The sequence below is a fragment of the Streptomyces chartreusis NRRL 3882 genome (assembly GCF_900236475.1).
GTDB lineage: Bacteria > Actinomycetota > Actinomycetes > Streptomycetales > Streptomycetaceae > Streptomyces > Streptomyces chartreusis_D.
In genome coordinates, this window is sequence record NZ_LT963352.1 from 1,659,121 (window position 1) to 1,674,598 (window position 15,478).

Annotated in this window: 10 protein-coding genes and 1 pseudogene; 4 read left to right on the top strand and 7 right to left on the bottom strand. The window is 72.0% G+C overall.

Features of this window, described 5'->3' with window-relative positions:
* Positions 1-74: 74 nt before the first annotated feature.
* The 4 genes from SCNRRL3882_RS07460 to SCNRRL3882_RS07475 form a co-directional block, all read right to left on the bottom strand.
* Positions 75-1,640 (bottom strand): PucR family transcriptional regulator, encoded by a 1,566-nt coding sequence (locus SCNRRL3882_RS07460; protein ID WP_010038866.1) that lies wholly within the window; start codon positions 1,638-1,640, stop codon positions 75-77.
* A 27-nt stretch (positions 1,641-1,667) separates the two neighbouring features.
* Complete coding sequence (locus tag SCNRRL3882_RS07465; protein ID WP_010038867.1) at positions 1,668-2,954, bottom strand: aspartate aminotransferase family protein; 1,287 nt, start codon at positions 2,952-2,954, stop codon at positions 1,668-1,670.
* Positions 2,951-3,793, bottom strand: a complete 843-nt coding sequence (locus SCNRRL3882_RS07470) for a nitrilase-related carbon-nitrogen hydrolase (protein WP_010038870.1) — start codon at positions 3,791-3,793, stop codon at positions 2,951-2,953. The genes SCNRRL3882_RS07465 and SCNRRL3882_RS07470 overlap by 4 nt, the downstream gene beginning before the upstream one ends.
* Positions 3,794-3,963: 170 nt before the next feature.
* On the bottom strand, positions 3,964-6,156 hold the full coding sequence (locus SCNRRL3882_RS07475) for a hypothetical protein (RefSeq protein WP_102514764.1): 2,193 nt from the start codon (positions 6,154-6,156) through the stop codon (positions 3,964-3,966).
* A gap of 239 nt (positions 6,157-6,395) precedes the next feature.
* Between SCNRRL3882_RS07475 and SCNRRL3882_RS41650 the strand changes: the two are divergent.
* A pseudogene (locus tag SCNRRL3882_RS41650) lies at positions 6,396-6,819 on the top strand (M24 family metallopeptidase); the annotation flags it as partial.
* A 178-nt stretch (positions 6,820-6,997) separates the two neighbouring features.
* The gene (locus SCNRRL3882_RS07485) at positions 6,998-9,535 is read left to right on the top strand and encodes an ATP-dependent Clp protease ATP-binding subunit (RefSeq protein ID WP_102514765.1); all 2,538 of its coding nucleotides are present in this window, start codon (positions 6,998-7,000) and stop codon (positions 9,533-9,535) included.
* A 17-nt stretch (positions 9,536-9,552) separates the two neighbouring features.
* On the opposite strand, the gene ggt is transcribed toward SCNRRL3882_RS07485, so the two are convergent.
* Positions 9,553-11,358: a gamma-glutamyltransferase gene (ggt, locus tag SCNRRL3882_RS07490; protein WP_010038882.1), complete on the bottom strand. Its 1,806-nt coding sequence runs from the start codon at positions 11,356-11,358 to the stop codon at positions 9,553-9,555.
* 104 nt (positions 11,359-11,462) lie between these two features.
* Between ggt and SCNRRL3882_RS07495 the strand changes: the two genes are divergently transcribed.
* Positions 11,463-12,218: a hypothetical protein gene (locus SCNRRL3882_RS07495; protein WP_029181107.1), complete on the top strand. Its 756-nt coding sequence runs from the start codon at positions 11,463-11,465 to the stop codon at positions 12,216-12,218.
* A 116-nt stretch (positions 12,219-12,334) separates the two neighbouring features.
* Complete coding sequence (locus SCNRRL3882_RS07500) at positions 12,335-13,903, top strand: CocE/NonD family hydrolase (RefSeq protein WP_010038884.1); 1,569 nt, start codon at positions 12,335-12,337, stop codon at positions 13,901-13,903.
* A 220-nt stretch (positions 13,904-14,123) separates the two neighbouring features.
* Here SCNRRL3882_RS07500 and SCNRRL3882_RS07505 read toward each other — a convergent pair whose 3' ends face one another.
* Both SCNRRL3882_RS07505 and SCNRRL3882_RS07510 read right to left on the bottom strand, forming a co-directional pair.
* Positions 14,124-14,867 (bottom strand): amino acid ABC transporter ATP-binding protein, encoded by a 744-nt coding sequence (locus SCNRRL3882_RS07505; RefSeq protein WP_010038885.1) that lies wholly within the window; start codon positions 14,865-14,867, stop codon positions 14,124-14,126.
* Between the two features lie 188 nt (positions 14,868-15,055).
* Positions 15,056-15,463: a DUF6278 family protein gene (locus tag SCNRRL3882_RS07510; protein ID WP_010038886.1), complete on the bottom strand. Its 408-nt coding sequence runs from the start codon at positions 15,461-15,463 to the stop codon at positions 15,056-15,058.
* Between the last annotated feature and the right edge of the window lie 15 nt (positions 15,464-15,478).

Sequence of the window (15,478 nt, forward strand, 5' to 3'; positions counted from 1 at the left end):
GCGTGCGGCGTGTCACCGTGTCACTCTGCCGTGAGCCCATGTTTCACCGCCGTTTTCCCAGGTGGTCGGGTGTTTCACTGCTGTTGCGCGTCGTGCGCGAGGAGTGCGATGTGCACCGAGGCGGCCTGCTCGAAGTCGTCGAGGTCCACCCCGAGGCGGACCTGTATGGCTTCCAGGCGGCGGTAGAGGGCGGGCCGCGAGACGTGGTGGAGCTGGGCGGTCCGGGACTTGTTGCGACCGGTGGCGAGGTAGGTGCGCAGGACGGACAGCAGGTCCTCGTCGGTCTCGCACAGCAGCCCGTCCAGCTCCCGCTCCGCGAAGGACTGCACGTGCGGATCGTCGCGCAGCAGGCGGATCAGGCCCCGCAGGTGGACATCGCGCAGGCGGACGACCGGCGGGAGGTCGAGGGCGGCGGCGGAGTCGGCGACGGCGTCCGCCACGTGCTGGGCCTCGCGCAGTCCGGCGGGGACGTCCTCCCAGACGGCCCGGGGGTCGGCCGCGGCGACGACCGTGCGGGACGGGCCGGACTCGGTGCGCAGCCGGGTCGCGAAGTGCGCGGCGAGGGCGTCCGCGTCCTGGTCGCGGGGCAGGCTGAGCAGCACGGCGGTGGCCCCGTCGGCCAGCTCGGCGACCAGCCCGGGCAGGCCCAGCAGACGGAGCAGCCGGTCGAGCCGGGCGGTGTCGCCGTCGCGGACGACCAGCGGCACGAACGTCCGCCGGTTGACCGGCAGCCCGGCCGCGCGCGCCCTGGGCAGCAGTTGCCGCGCCGGTACGACACCGCTGACCAGGTCGGTCAGCAGGCTCTGCGCGGACTGCTCCTCCCAGGAGCACGCGGCGCCGCCGCCGAGCATGCGGTGCAGCACGAGGGCCTCGGCGGCGCGGTCGGCCAGCAGCCGCCCGGTGGCGGTGTCGCCCCGGTAGCCGCACAGCACGATCCGGCCCCAGCGCTCCCCGCGTCCGCCCAGCTCGGCCCGGATCCAGCCGTCGCCCTCGGTGCCTCCGGCCTGGCGGGCGATGCGCTCCCAGTCGCGCAGCACGTCGTCCACCGCCGGCCGCTCCCCCGCCGTGCCGAGGACGCGGTGGGCGAGGTTGGTGACGACGACCGGGCAGGCGCTGTGCCGGGCGACCTCGTCGAGCAGGCGTTGCAGCGGGGCGCCCGCGGTGATGAGGGCGGTGAGTTCGGTGCGGACGGCCTCGGAGAGGCTGACGGCGGCGAACTTGCGCCGCACGAGCCGTGACTGGACCTCCTCGGTCAGCTCGGCGAAGGGGAAGGGCCGGTGCAGGACGACCATCGGCAGCCCGCACCGCTCGGCGGCCCGGCGCATCACGGCCGGTGCGGCGGGGAAGGCGCGGCCCAGTCCGAGGACAACGGCGGCGGCTTCCGCGCGGTGCAGCGACCGGACGTACTCGGCCTGCTTCTCCTCGTCGCCGGCGAGCAGCACACCGGTGGTGAGGACCATCTCGCCGCCGCTGAGCATCACGCCGACGTCGGCGGCCTCGGCGACGTGCACCCAGCGCACCGGCCGGTCGAGATGGCTCGCGCCGGCCACCACCTCGGGCTCCCCGGCGAGCACCCGCTCCAGGGTGAGGACCTGCCGGACCGACAGCGCGGGTCCCAGGGAATCCAAGGTGATGGTCATGGTGCCGTTCCCTTGTTCAGTGCACTGCTACTGGATGCTCCTCAGAGCGTTCTCGAGGATCGCGGCGCCTTCCTCGGCCTCCGCGACGTTGAGGGACAGCGGCGGGGCGACGCGCAGGGCGCTGGTGTTGTGGCCGCCGCCCTTGCCGATCAGCAGGCCGCCCTCGCGGGCCGCCTCCAGGACGGCCGCTGCGGCCTGCGGGTCGGCCTGGTCGGTCCCCGGCCTGGTGATCTCGATGCCGATCATCAGTCCGCGTCCGCGCACCTCCCGTACGGCCGGCACCTGCGCGGCGGCGGACCGCAGCCGCTCGATGAGCATGCCGCCGACGCGCCGGGCGTTGCCCTGGAGGTCGTGTTCCAGCAGGTAGTTGAGGTTGGCGAGGCCCGCCGCCATGGTGATCTGGGTGCCGCCGAACGTGGAGATGCTGTTGGAGTCGAGGCAGTTCATGATCTCGGAGCGGGCGACGACGCCGCCGATGGACATGCCGTTGCCGATGCCCTTGGCGAAGGTCATGATGTCCGGCGGCCCGTTCCGGCCGTGGGCCTGCCAGCCCCAGAAGTGTTCGCCGGTGCGGCCCCAGCCGGTCTGCACCTCGTCGGCGATCCACAGGACGCCGTGCTCGTTCAGCACCTCGCGGAACGCGGCGTAGAGCCCGTCGGGCGGTGAGGTGAAGCCGCCGATGCCCTGGATGGGTTCGGCGATCAGCGCGGCCGGGGCGCGGGTGTGCCCGAGCAGGTCGACCAGGTCGTCGACGCAGGCCGCGATGAAGTCGTCGTCGCCGAGGGAGGCGTACGGGCCGCGGGTGCGCACGCCGCCGTGGACGTACAGCGTCTGGAGCGGGGACAGCGAGGTCGGGGACCAGCCGCGGTTGCCGGTGATGCCGACGGCGCTGAAGGAGCGGCCGTGGTAGCTGTTGCGCATGGCCAGGACCGTGTTGCTGCGCCGGTAGGTGGTGGCGAGCAGGAGGGCGGTGTCGTTGGCCTCGGTCCCGGAGGTGGTGAAGAAGACGCGGGCGTCCGGGATGCCGCTCAGCTGGGCCACGCGCTCGGCGAGTTCGACCATCGGCCGGTTGAGGTACAGGGTCGACGAGTGGATGATCCGCCCGGCCTGCTCGCTCACCGCCTTGGTCACCTCGGGCAGGGCGTGCGCGGTCATCGTGGTGAGGATGCCGCCGAAGAAGTCGAGGTACCGGTTGCCGTGGGCGTCCCAGACGTGACGGCCCTCGCCGTGGGTGATCTCGAGGGGGTCCTCGTAGTAGAGGGCGAGCCAGTCGGGGAGCACGGCCCGGTGGCGGCCCAGCAGGTCGTTGGTCACGGCTGCACCAGTCCTTCGTAGGCGTCGGGGCGGCGGTCGCGGTAGAAGGCCCACGTCTGCCGCACTTCTTCGATGAGGTCGATGTCCAGGTCCCGGATCACGAGCTCCTCCTGGCTGTCACTGGCGACGTCGCCCACGAACTGCCCGCGGGGGTCGACGAAGTAGCTCGTACCGTAGAAGTCGTTGTCGCCGTACTCCTCCTGTCCGACGCGGTTGATCGCGGCGATGTAGTACCCGTTGGCGACGGCCGCCGCGGGCTGCTCCAGCCGCCACAGGTGGGACGACAGGCTGCGGTGGGTGGCGGAGGGGTTGTAGACGAGCTGGGCCCCGGCCAGGCCGAGTTGCCGCCAGCCCTCCGGGAAGTGGCGGTCGTAGCAGATGTAGACGCCGACCTTGCCGGCCGCCGTGTCGAAGACGGGCCAGCCGAGGTTGCCGGGCTTGAAGTAGAACTTCTCGCGGAACCCCTTGAGCTGCGGGATGTGGTGCTTGCGGTACTTGCCGAGGTAGGTGCCGTCGGCGTCGATCACGGCCGCGGTGTTGTAGTAGAAGCCGGGCTGCTCCGCCTCGAACACCGGCGCGACGATCACCATGCCGGTCTCGCGCGCGAGGGCCCGCATGCGCCGCACGGTCGGCCCGTCGGGGACCGGCTCGGCCCAGCGGTAGTGCTCCGGCTCCTCGACCTGACAGAAATAGGGGCTGTTGAAGACTTCCTGGAAACCGATGATCTTCGCGCCCCGGCGGGCCGCCTCGCGGGCGTGCTCCTCGTGTTTCGCCACCATGGACTCGGTGTCGCCGGTCCAGGTGGCCTGGACCAGGGCGGCACGTACGACGTTGGCCATGAGCTGCTCCTTCGACGCGACGTCTGCGCCTCTACGCCCGTAGAAGCGGGCCGTAGAGCCACGAACGTAAGCCTCCGGCTCGGGCTTGCCAAGACCATCGTCGCCAACCCGCGGTGCCGGGCGCGATTCGCACTCCTGTGGGTGAGTCGCCGGGGGCACGAGATGCCCGGTCAGGCAGGGAATCCGGCGACCCGGAGGGCGTGCACGAGGTCCCAGCGGCGCTCGTCCGACACCCCCCGGGCGGCCTCCAGCAGGAGCGGTACGAGGGTCTGCGGACCGGGCTCGGCGCTGCGGGCCGCCTCCTCGGGGGTGCGCGCCCTGACGTACGCGTCGAGCAGCACGCGCACCTCGCGGTCACGCCCCGCGGCGACGAGCCCGAGGACTGCCTCTCCGATCTCGCCCGGGGGCCGGGCGACGCCCTGCCGCAGGATCTGCTGCCCGTCGCCCGCGCGCCCGGCCGCGCCCAGCGCGTCGGCCGCGGCGACCAGCCGCCCGGCGGGCAGCGAGGCGGCCTCCCAGAGCAGGGTCTGCCAGTCCGCACCGAGCCCGGCCCGCTCCAGCTCGTGCGCGAGCAGCGGGAACCGGACCGGGGCCCAGGACGCGGCCTCGGCCAGCAGAGCGTGCGCCTCGCCGCTGCGCCCCTCCTTCCGCAGCCGCGCGAGGGTCTCGACGGCCCGTGCGACGTCCCTCCGCTCCGCCCCACCGGCTCCCACGGCCCGCGACTCCGCCCGCTCCTCCCCCACGTCCTCGGCGGCCCCGGCGAACCGCGCACCACGGGGCGTACGGCGGCCGGTCGCGGGGGCGGGGTCAGGAAGCAGCGGCACAGCACCGGAGGGCGCGACGACGGGTGCGGCATCCTCCTCGACCATCCCGGCGAACCGGGCACCGCCGCGGCGGCGTTTGCGTTGCTTGGGGGCCGGGACTTCGGTAACGGCTGGGGGTTCTGGGGCGTCCAGGGTTTCCGGGGTGACTGAAGATGCAGGTGTGGCCAGGGGTTCGGGGACGACTGGGGCCGTTGCGGCAAAGGCGCCGGGCGCACCGCTGGCTGCGGCTTCCCGGGAGGCACCCCAGCCGGCCCGGCCCTCACGCTCGCGGGCATCGGCCCGAGCCTCCCGCGAGGCGGCACGCCCCGCCGGAAACTCGGCGTCGCGGGCATCGGCCCAGCCGGCCGGAGCCCCGAAGACGCCGGACGCGCCGTCGGCCGAGGCCTGCCGCGAGCTGGCACGCCCCGCGTGAAACTCGCCGTCACCCCCATCTGCCCCGCGAACCGGAGCCCCGGAAACGCCGGAGGCACCACCACCCCCGGCTTCCCCCGAGGCACCCCAGCCGGCCCGGCCCTCACGCTCGCGGGCATCGGCCCGAGCCTCCCGCGAGGCGGCACGCCCCGCCGGGAACTCGCCGTCATGGGTGCCGGGGCGCCCTGTCGGGTCCGTCCCGGCGTCCGTATGCCGGGGGGCATCGCGGCCGGCCACGCCCGTCACGCCTGACGCCGGGTCGTCGCGGTGCCAGGGCGTGGCAGGCGTACCGGGGTCGTACGGGCCGCCCGGGGCTGGTCGCCCACGGCCGCTGTTCGGGGACGGGCCGTCAGCCGTGTGCCCGTGGGCCCCTGCCGGGCGACCGTCCTCCGGCGCCGTCCCAGGGCTCGCCCCCCTGCCGGATCCTGCTCGCGAACCCCTGTCCGCCGCCACGAAGCCTCTGCCGTCCGGCCTGCGGCGCCACGCGCCCGACCAGGCAGCGTCGGCCCCGACCGGGGATGCGCCGCCGCGACCGTCCGAAGCCGCGCCCGCGGCAGACCCGGGCCCGCCGTCACCCTGCCCGTCACCGTCATCCCACACCCCGTGGAACACGCCCCGCTCGCGGCGGTCCAAGTCGGCCATCCGGGCCCGGAGTTCCGCGCAGCGCGCTGTCGCGCGTTCGTGGTCGTCGTGGGCCCAGGCGAGGTCGAGGCGGAGGGCGTCGGCCTGTTCGCGGGTGGGGGCGGTGGCGAGGAGGCGGGTCAGTTCCGCCTGGCGCTCGGCGGCGTACTTCTGTTCGCGGAGCATGACGTCGAGCCGGTCCCCGAGGGCGTCACGGCCACCGGGCCGGGCATCGTACGCGGCGAGTGCGGCGGCATGCAGGGACCGGGCGCGTTCCGTCTCCGGGCCCGCGCCTCCCGGGCCGTACTGCCCGGCCAGGTCCTGCAACAGCGCCTCGACCACGTCCCACGGCGGCATCTCACGCCCGTCGAGACAGGCCCGCATGCCCTCGGGGTCACGCTGCCAGAACACCGCGCACCAGCCCCCGGACGGGTCCAGTCGTGCCAGCAGACCGTCCAGGTAAAGCACGAACTCCCGTACGTCACTCGGGAGTCGATCCGCCGCCATCGCTCAACTCCCACCCGACCGGAGCACTCCGCCCAGTAGGCAACACCAGTCGTGTTACAGCCGTGCTACGGCGAGTTTTCACACGCGGCGCAGGAGCCTCAGCGCCGCGTCGTCAGACCGGCACCGGTACGCACCGCACGGCCGGCTCGTCCAACGACAGCCCGAGCGTCGACCGAGCCGTTCGCCGCGTTCGCGCTCTTCGGGGGTGAGAAGGGTGCGCGCCATGCCCCCGTTCGCGCCAGGTCGTCGCCCGCGCCCTGACGGCCGCGCGGAAGGCCGCTGACGTGGGCGTCTCCCTGCTGGAACTGGACGAGGTGGCGCACGACGCACTGCGCGAGGCGGGCGCGACATCGTCCACGCGATCGGCACCGTCTGCCGCGCCGCGGGCTACGGCATCCCGGACGGCTTCGGCGGCCACGGCATCGGCCGCCGGATGCCCGAGGACCCCTCGGTGCCGGGCCGTCCGGGGCGCGGGATGCGGCTGCGGCACGGATCGGCATGGCGCCGGCGATCGAACCCATGGGCATCGCGGGCGGCACGGACACCTTCCACGCGGCCCCCGACGGCCGGCCCTGAAGACGGACGACGGCTCCCGCGCGGCCCGCGCGGAGTACACGGCGGCGATCACGAACCCGGGGCCGAGGAATCCTGACGGCGCGCTGACGCACGCCAGGATTGCCTGGTATGCCCCGAAGGTGCCTCTCGTCCACGATCGTGCGAAGGTGTTCTACGAGCGCGCCCCAGGTGTAACGGGCTGCCACCCGGGTTACCCGACCCCGGCACGTCGACCAGCGAGGGCGTCCCCCGCCCGCGCGCCGGGGACGCCGGGAACGGAAGGCCCATGAGCAGCGGCTTCACCAGCCCGGAGGGCTACGGCTCGGATCCCTTCGGAGAATTCCTCGCACGCTTCTTCGGCGGACCGCGTCCCGGTCCACGGCAGATCGACATCGGCCGGCTGCTCAGTCAGCCGGCCCGGGAGCTCGTCCGCGGCGCCGCCCAGTACGCCGCCGAGCACGGCAGCCGGGATCTCGACACGGAACACCTGCTGCGGGCGGCGCTCGCCACCGAGCCCACCCGGACCCTGCTCAGCAAGGCCGGTGCGAACCCCGACTCGCTGGCGTCGCAGATCGACGAGCGGTCGGGCCCGGCCCAGCACACCCCGGACGACGCACCGCCGCCGACCGCGCTCTCCCTCACCCCGGCCGCCAAGCGCGCCCTGCTGGACGCGCACGACATGGCCCGGGCCCGCGGCTACGGCTACATCGGGCCGGAGCACGTGCTCAGCGCCCTGGCCTCGAACCCCGACTCGGCCGCCGGGCACATCCTCAACGCGGCCCGTTTCGCCCCCTCGGAACCCCCCGAGGCCCCGGAGGCGCCCCAGGCCGAGCGGCCGCGCCCGACGAACACGCCGACCCTCGACAAGTACGGCCGCGACCTCACCGAGCTGGCCCGGCAGGGCCGTATCGACCCGGTGATCGGCCGGGACCAGGAGATCGAGCAGACCGTCGAGGTCCTCTCCCGCCGCGGCAAGAACAACCCGGTGCTGATCGGCGACGCGGGCGTCGGCAAGACCGCCATCGTGGAGGGGCTGGCGCAGCGCATCTCCGAGGGGGACGTGCCCGACGTGCTGATCGGGCGCCGCGTGGTCGCCCTGGACCTGACGGGTGTGGTCGCGGGCACCCGCTACCGGGGCGACTTCGAGGAGCGGATGAACAACATCGTCGGTGAGATCCGCGCCCACTCGGACCAGTTGATCATCTTCATCGACGAGTTGCACACGGTCGTGGGCGCCGGTGCCGGCGGCGGCGACGGCGGCTCCATGGACGCGGGCAACATCCTCAAGCCGGCCCTCGCCCGCGGCGAGCTGCACATCGTGGGCGCCACGACGCTGGAGGAGTACCGCCGGATCGAGAAGGACGCGGCGCTGGCCCGCCGCTTCCAGCCGATCATGGTGCCGGAACCGACCGCGGCCGACGCGATCGAGATTCTGCGCGGCCTCCAGGACCGCTACGAGGCCCACCACCAGGTCCGCTACACCGACGAGGCCCTGGTCGCCGCCGTGGAGCTGTCCGACCGCTACCTCACCGACCGCCGGCTGCCGGACAAGGCGATCGACCTGATCGACCAGGCCGGTGCCCGGGTCCGGCTGCGCGCCCGCACCAAGGGCACCGACGTACGGGCCATGGAGCGGGAGCTGGAGCAGCTGACCCGGGACAAGGACCAGGCGGTCGCGGACGAGCAGTACGAGCAAGCCACCCAGTTGCGCGACCGGATCGTGGAGCTGAAGCTGCGGATCACCCAGGCCGGCGGCGAGGGCGAGATCGACGAGGGCCAGGACCTGGTCGTCGGGGCCGAGGCGATCGCCGAGGTGGTGTCCCGGCAGACCGGCATCCCGGTCAGCAGCCTCACCCAGGAGGAGAAGGACCGCCTGCTGCACCTGGAGGAGCATCTGCACGAGCGGGTGGTCGGCCAGGACGAGGCCGTGCGGGTCGTCTCGGACGCGGTGCTGCGCTCCCGCGCCGGACTGGCCAGCCCCGACCGCCCGATCGGCAGCTTCCTGTTCCTCGGCCCGACCGGCGTCGGCAAGACCGAACTGGCCCGGGCGCTCGCCGAGGCCCTGTTCGGCAGCGAGGACCGCATGGTCCGCCTCGACATGAGCGAGTACCAGGAGCGGCACACGGTCAGCCGCCTGGTCGGCGCCCCGCCCGGCTACGTCGGCCACGAGGAGGCCGGCCAGCTCACCGAGGTCGTCCGCCGGCACCCGTACTCGCTGCTCCTGCTGGACGAGGTGGAGAAGGCCCACCCGGACGTCTTCAACATCCTGCTCCAGGTCCTCGACGACGGACGCCTCACCGACTCCCAGGGCCGCACGGTCGACTTCACGAACACCGTCATCGTGATGACCAGCAACCTCGGCTCCGAGGTGATCACCCGCCGCGGTGCCTCCGTGGGCTTCGCGTCAGGCGGCGCCGACGCGGACGAGGAGGCCCGGCGCGAACAGATCCTGCGCCCGCTGCGGGAGCACTTCCGCCCCGAGTTCCTCAACCGCATCGACGAGATCGTCGTCTTCCGCCAGCTCAGCACGGAACAGCTGCGCCGGATCACCAACCTCCTGCTGGACCGCACCAGGTCCCTGGTGCGGAGCAAGGGCATCTCGGTGACCTTCACCGACCGAGCGGTGGAGTGGCTCGCCGACCACGGCTACCAGCCGGAGTACGGCGCCCGCCCGTTGCGCCGCACGATCCAGCGCGAGGTGGACAACGAGCTGTCCCGACTGCTGCTGGACGGCCGGGTGTCGGAGGGCGGCCGGGTGACGGTGGACACGGAGGACGGCCACCTTGCGTTCCGCACCCAGGAGACGCCACCCGCCGAGTTGTGACCCGGCGGACGAACCCGTCACCGCACCGGCCGCACCACCATCGCCGACCCGCCACCGCGCCGCACGGTCTCCGCCGCGGCGAGCCATTTCCCGTCCGGCAACCGCTGCACCCCCGTGGCCGCCCCGATCTCCGGGTTCACCTTGAAGGAGTGCCCGATCGCCTCCAACTGCTTCCTCAACCCGGCGTTGTCGTACAACCCGGGTTCCAACTCGGTCTGCGCGGCGTTCCGCTGACTGGCCCGGGGCGCCGCGATCGCGTCCACCAGCGGCAACCCCCGGTCGAGGAACCCGATCAGCGTCTGCAGCACGGTCGTGATGATGGTCGCCCCACCGGGCGAGCCGAGCGCCACCACGGGCCTGTCATGCCGGTCGAGAACGATCGTCGGCGAGATCGACGACCGCGGCCGCTTCCCCGGCCCCGGCAGGTTCGGGTCGTGCACGGCGGGATTCGCCGGGGTGAAGGAGAAGTCCGTCAGCTCGTTGTTGAGGAGGAACCCCCGCCCCGGCACGGTGATCCCGCTGCCGCCCGTCTGCTCGATGGTGAGCGTGTAGGCGACGACGTTCCCCCACTTGTCGGCCACCGTCAGATGCGTCGTGCTGTCGCCCTCGTACGTCGTCGGAGCGGCCGTACCGCCGGAGCCGCACCGCTCGGGACGGCGCGGATCACCCGGCGCCAGCGGACTGGTGAGCACCGCGTCGTCCTTGATCAGGCACTCGCGCGAGTCGGCGAACCGCTGCGACAGCAATTCCTTGGTCGGTACGTCTTCGAAGGCCGGGTCGCCCACCCAGCGGCCCCGGTCCGCGAAGGCGATCCTGCTTGCCTCGATGTAGCGGTGCAGGTACTGCGCCTGGCTCGCCTTCGACAGGTCGGTCCGCTCCAGGATGTTGAGCGCCTCGCCGATCGTCGTGCCACCGGAGGAGGACGGCGCCATGGAGTAGACGCCGAGGCCGCGGTACGAGGTCCTGGTGGGTGCCTGGAGCTTGGCGCGGTAGGCGGCCAGGTCCCTCTCGGAGAGGTCGCCGGGGCGGGCGTTCCAGCCCGAGGCGGGGTCCACGGGCGGCTTGTTGACCGTGTCGACGATGTCCCGGCCGATGTCACCGCGGTAGAGGGCGCCGACGCCCTTGCGGGCCAGCTCCGCGTAGGTGCGGGCGAGGTCCGGGTTCTTGAAGGTGGAGCCGACGACGGGAAGCCGTCCGCCGGGCAGGAACAGCTCGGCGGTGGCCGGGAAGTAGCGGAAGCGGGTCTCGTTGGACGCCGTCTGCGAGCGGAAGGTCTCGTCGACCCTGAAGCCCTCGCGGGCGAGCCGCTCGGCCGGCTGCAGCACGCCGGCGAGCGGCTTGCTGCCCCACTTGTCCAGTGCCGTCTGCCAGGTGGCGGGCGAGCCGGGGGTGCCGACGCTCAGGCCGCTGCTGACGGCGTCGGCGAAGGGGATGGGCTTGCCGTTCTCGACGAACAGGTTCTTGTCGGCCGTCAGCGGGGCGGTCTCGCGGCCGTCGATGGTGTGGACCGTGCGGGACTTGGCGTCGTAGTAGACGAAGTAGCCGCCTCCGCCGACGCCGGCCGAGTAGGGCTCGGTGACACCGAGCGCGGCGGCCGTGGCGACGGCCGCGTCGACGGCGTTGCCGCCCTTGCGCAGGACCTCGATACCGGCGGCGGAGGCGTCCCGGTCGACGCTGGAGACGGCGCCGCCGTAGCCGACTGCCAGGGGGCTCTTCTCACCGCCGGTGCTCTGCGCGGTGGGTGGCGCCGCCGCTCCCACCGACACCACCACGGCGGCCGCAACCGCCAGGACCGTCAGATTCCGTGCGACAGGGCGACGCATCCGCACCTCCAGTCAAAGGCCGTCCGCGCAGCTTAATTCATGGCCATGGCCGCGTCAGGAATGCGTCGAACACCGGTGCGTCGGGCCCGCTACCATGCGCGCACATGAATGACGACGTGCGCAACATCGTCCTGGGCGTGGTCGCGGCGGGTATCAGTGCCGCGCTCGGCTGGGTGACCCGCACCTACGTGTGGAAGCGCAAGCTCCGCCGGAAGCAGGCCTTCTTCGGACTGCCCGACAACTCCGAATCGCTGCTGGTGGTGAACCGGGGTGCCGCGGGGCCCGAGTTCGCCGTGATGCGCTACGACGTGTTCGCGCTGCTCGAACTCGCCGCGCTGATCAAGGACTGCAACGCCCACGCCCAGATCCTCCCGCACGACACGGCACGTCAGGGATTCGGTGAGCGCACCGAGTTCTGCGTGGGCGGCCCGGCGTCCAATCGCCGTATGGCGGCGCACCTGTCCTCCCTGCTGCCGGGTGTGCGGGTGAACGTCGACGCCGAACCGAGCCCGGACCGGGGCTCGTTCCTGGTCGGGACCGACCGCTACCGCCTGGAGAACGGCAAGGAGGAGTACGCGCTGCTGGCCCGGCTGACGGCGGAGCGGAGCCAGCACACCCGTCCGGTCTTCCTGTTCTGCGGCCAGACGTCGATAACCAACCAGGCCACCACCCGCTATCTCGCGCGCAACCACGAGGGGCTGGCCCGCAAGTACGGCAACAACTCGTTCGTACTGCTGCTGAAGGTGATCAACTCGCAGGCGTACGGGCCGGACGTCGTCGAAATGATGGAGGACGTGACGCGCGCGGCACAGACGCCGCTGCCCGCCCCGGCTCCACGCAACAGCCATCGGGCCTCCTGAAGTCCTCCACTTCTCAACAATCGTTACTGGCACGTAACTTACCGACGGGTTACCAGTGGTAAGGAGGCACGGTTACCGTTCGGTCACTTTGCACTGACACGAGTGAGGAGTGACCCGTGGGACACCACCGCAAGGCCCTGCGCACCACCGCCGTAGGCGCCGTCTCGGCGACCCTGGTCGCCGGTACCGCCCTCGGACTCGCCCCCACCGCACAGGCGGCGCCGAACCCGATCCGGTTCGTCGACATCACCGGCGACGGCGGCACCGTCCTCAAGGCCAACGTCGTCACGCCGGCCGGCGCCGACGGCACGCACCGCTACCCGCTGCTCGTCATGCCCACGAGCTGGGGGCTGCCCCAGGTCGAGTACCTGGCCCAGGCCCAGAAGCTCGCCGACTCCGGGTACGTCGTCGTCACCTACAACGTGCGCGGCTTCTGGCAGTCGGGCGGCGAGATAGAAGTCGCGGGCCCGCCCGACATAGCCGACGCCTCGAAAGTCATCGACTGGGCGCTGGCCCACACCCCCTCGGACGCCGGGCACATCGGCATGGCGGGCGTCTCCTACGGCGCCGGCATCAGCCTGCTCACCGCCGCGCACGACAAGCGGGTCCGCGCGGTCGCCTCGCTGAGCGGCTGGGCCGACCTGATCGGCTCGATCTACAGCGGGCGCACCCAGCACGTCCAGGCGGCCGCCCTGCTGGACGGCGCGAGCGTGGTGACGGGCCGGCAGAGCGCCGAACTCCGGCAGGTCTTCGACGACTTCTACGCCTCCAACCTGGCGAAGGAACCGGAGCTCGTCGCCTGGGGGAAGAAACGTTCCGCTGCGACCTACGTCGACCAGATCAACAAGAACGGCGCGGCGGTCATGCTCGCCAACGCCTGGGGCGACACGATCTTCCCGCCCAACCAGTACGCCGACTTCTACGAGAAGCTGACCGGCCCGAAGCGGCTGGAAATGCGCCCCGGAGACCACGCCACCGCGGAGATGACCGGCCTGTTCGGGCTGCCCAACGACGTGTGGAAGGACACCGAGCGCTGGTTCGACCACTACCTCAGGGGCGAGGACAACGGCATCGACCGGGAACAGCCCGTCCAGCTCAAGTCCCGCTCGGCGGGCGGCTACGAGGGCTACCCGGACTGGAAGTCGGCCGGCGCGACGCACCGGAAGATCGCCCTCGCGGGCACCACCACGATCCGTACGAACGTGAACTCGGGGGCCGACGGCGGAGTCGTCTTCCTGTCCAGCATCCTCGACCAGGTGGCCCAGCTGCCCCCGATGGCCTCGATCCCCCTGCTCCCCCGCCGCTGGGCCGCCGTGTGGCAGTCGGAGAAGTACGCCACGGCCCAACAGGTGCGCGGGACGGCGACGTTGCACACGACCCTCACCCCGACCAAGGAGAGCGGCACCCTCGTCGCCTACCTGTACGACGTGGGGCCGCTCGGCCTCGGCAAGCTGGTCACCAACGCGCCGTACACCTTCCACGGGCGCACTCCCGGAAAGCCGTTCGGCGTCGACCTGGAGCTGTACTCCACGGCCTACGACGTCCCGGCCGGGCACCGCCTCGCCCTGGTCGTCGACACGGTCGACCCGCTCTACATCGAGCACAACCCGTCCGGCGCGCAGCTGACCTTCTCCTCGCCGGCGAACGACCCGTCGTACGTGTCGGTTCCGCTGCGCGAGCAGTGATCTCCGGCTGCCGCCGGACGGGCCTGGCCGATGTGAACCGCCGCCCCCGTGGCCGACGGCCATGGGGGCCGCACCCGGTGGGAATGGCCCGCGGACCGGGCGGGCGGTCTGCTCACCCCGGGCGGATCGGCGGAATTCGGCGAAGTCCCCCTCTCCGACAGGGATGAAGGGCACATCGTAGTCGAGGTCCGATGCGACGAGCCGTCCGGTGCCCGCCCGTTCAGTGCTTGAGGATCTTGGAGAGGAAGTCCTTGGCGCGGTCGCTGGTGGGGTTGGTGAAGAACTCGTCGGGGGTGCGGTCCTCGACGATCCGGCCGTCGGCCATGAAGACGACGCGATTGGCGGCCGAGCGGGCGAAGCCCATCTCGTGCGTGACGACGATCATGGTCATGCCTTCGCGGGCCAGTTGCTTCATGACCTCCAGCACCTCGTTGATCATCTCCGGGTCGAGGGCCGAGGTCGGCTCGTCGAAGAGCATCGCCTTGGGCTCCATGGCCAGGGCGCGGGCGATGGCCACGCGCTGCTGCTGGCCGCCGGAGAGCTGCGCCGGGTACTTGTCCGCCTGGTCGGCCACGCCGACCCGGTCGAGCAGTTCGCGGGAGCGCTTCTCGGCGTCCTCCTTCCGGCGCCCGCGGACCTTCACCTGCCCCAGGGAGACGTTCTGGAGGACGGTCTTGTGGGCGAAGAGGTTGAACGACTGGAAGACCATGCCGACATCGGCGCGCAGCCGCGCCAGGGGCTTGCCCTCGTCCGGCAGCGGCTGCCCGTCGAGGACGATCTCTCCGGACTCGATGGTCTCCAGACGGTTGATCGCCCGGCAGAGTGTCGACTTTCCCGACCCCGACGGGCCGATGACCACGACCACCTCCCCCCTGCCGACGGTGAGGTTGATGTCCTGGAGGACATGCAACTCCCCGAAGTGCTTGTTGACGTCACGCAGCTCGATCAGCGGATCGACGGCCATACTCAGCCCTACTCACTCTCAGCTGTGTGGTGGTTGCCGCAACGTATCCAGGCAAGATCGGACTTGTCGGGCGACACGCACTTTTCGATCATTAGCCGTATTTACGGCGGACTTTGGCCAAAGGTTCTGAGGCTTAAGGGTCCTGAGGCTCGATGGGTTCTGAGGTTCAAGGGTTCCGAGGACCAGTCTCACGCCTCCGCGACTTCCGCGTACAGCTGGGACAGCTCGGGCACCCCGTTCGCGGCCCACTCGTGACCTGAGTCCACGACGTCGAACTCCCGGCCGGAGGCGAGCCGCACCACGGGCTGTCCGTCGGACCGGATCTCCCAGGCTGCTCCCGCCACGGTGCGCACGATGACGGTGCCCAGGTAGAGCCCTGCGTCGTTGCCGAGCCAGGTCAGGGTCTCCTCGTCGTCCCGCCAGCGTGGCACGAGCTGGTCCAGAGCCTCCAGCGAGGCCGCCGAGTCGTCGAGCCGGACACCCGCCCGGGACGCCTGGGAGCGGAGCAGTTCACACTCGGCGAGGAGTTCCGCGATGCCTGCCGGATCGGGCACCCCGAGCTTCCGGCGCCGGTTGCCCAGGAAAGGGATGTTCATACGTCCAGCGTGTCA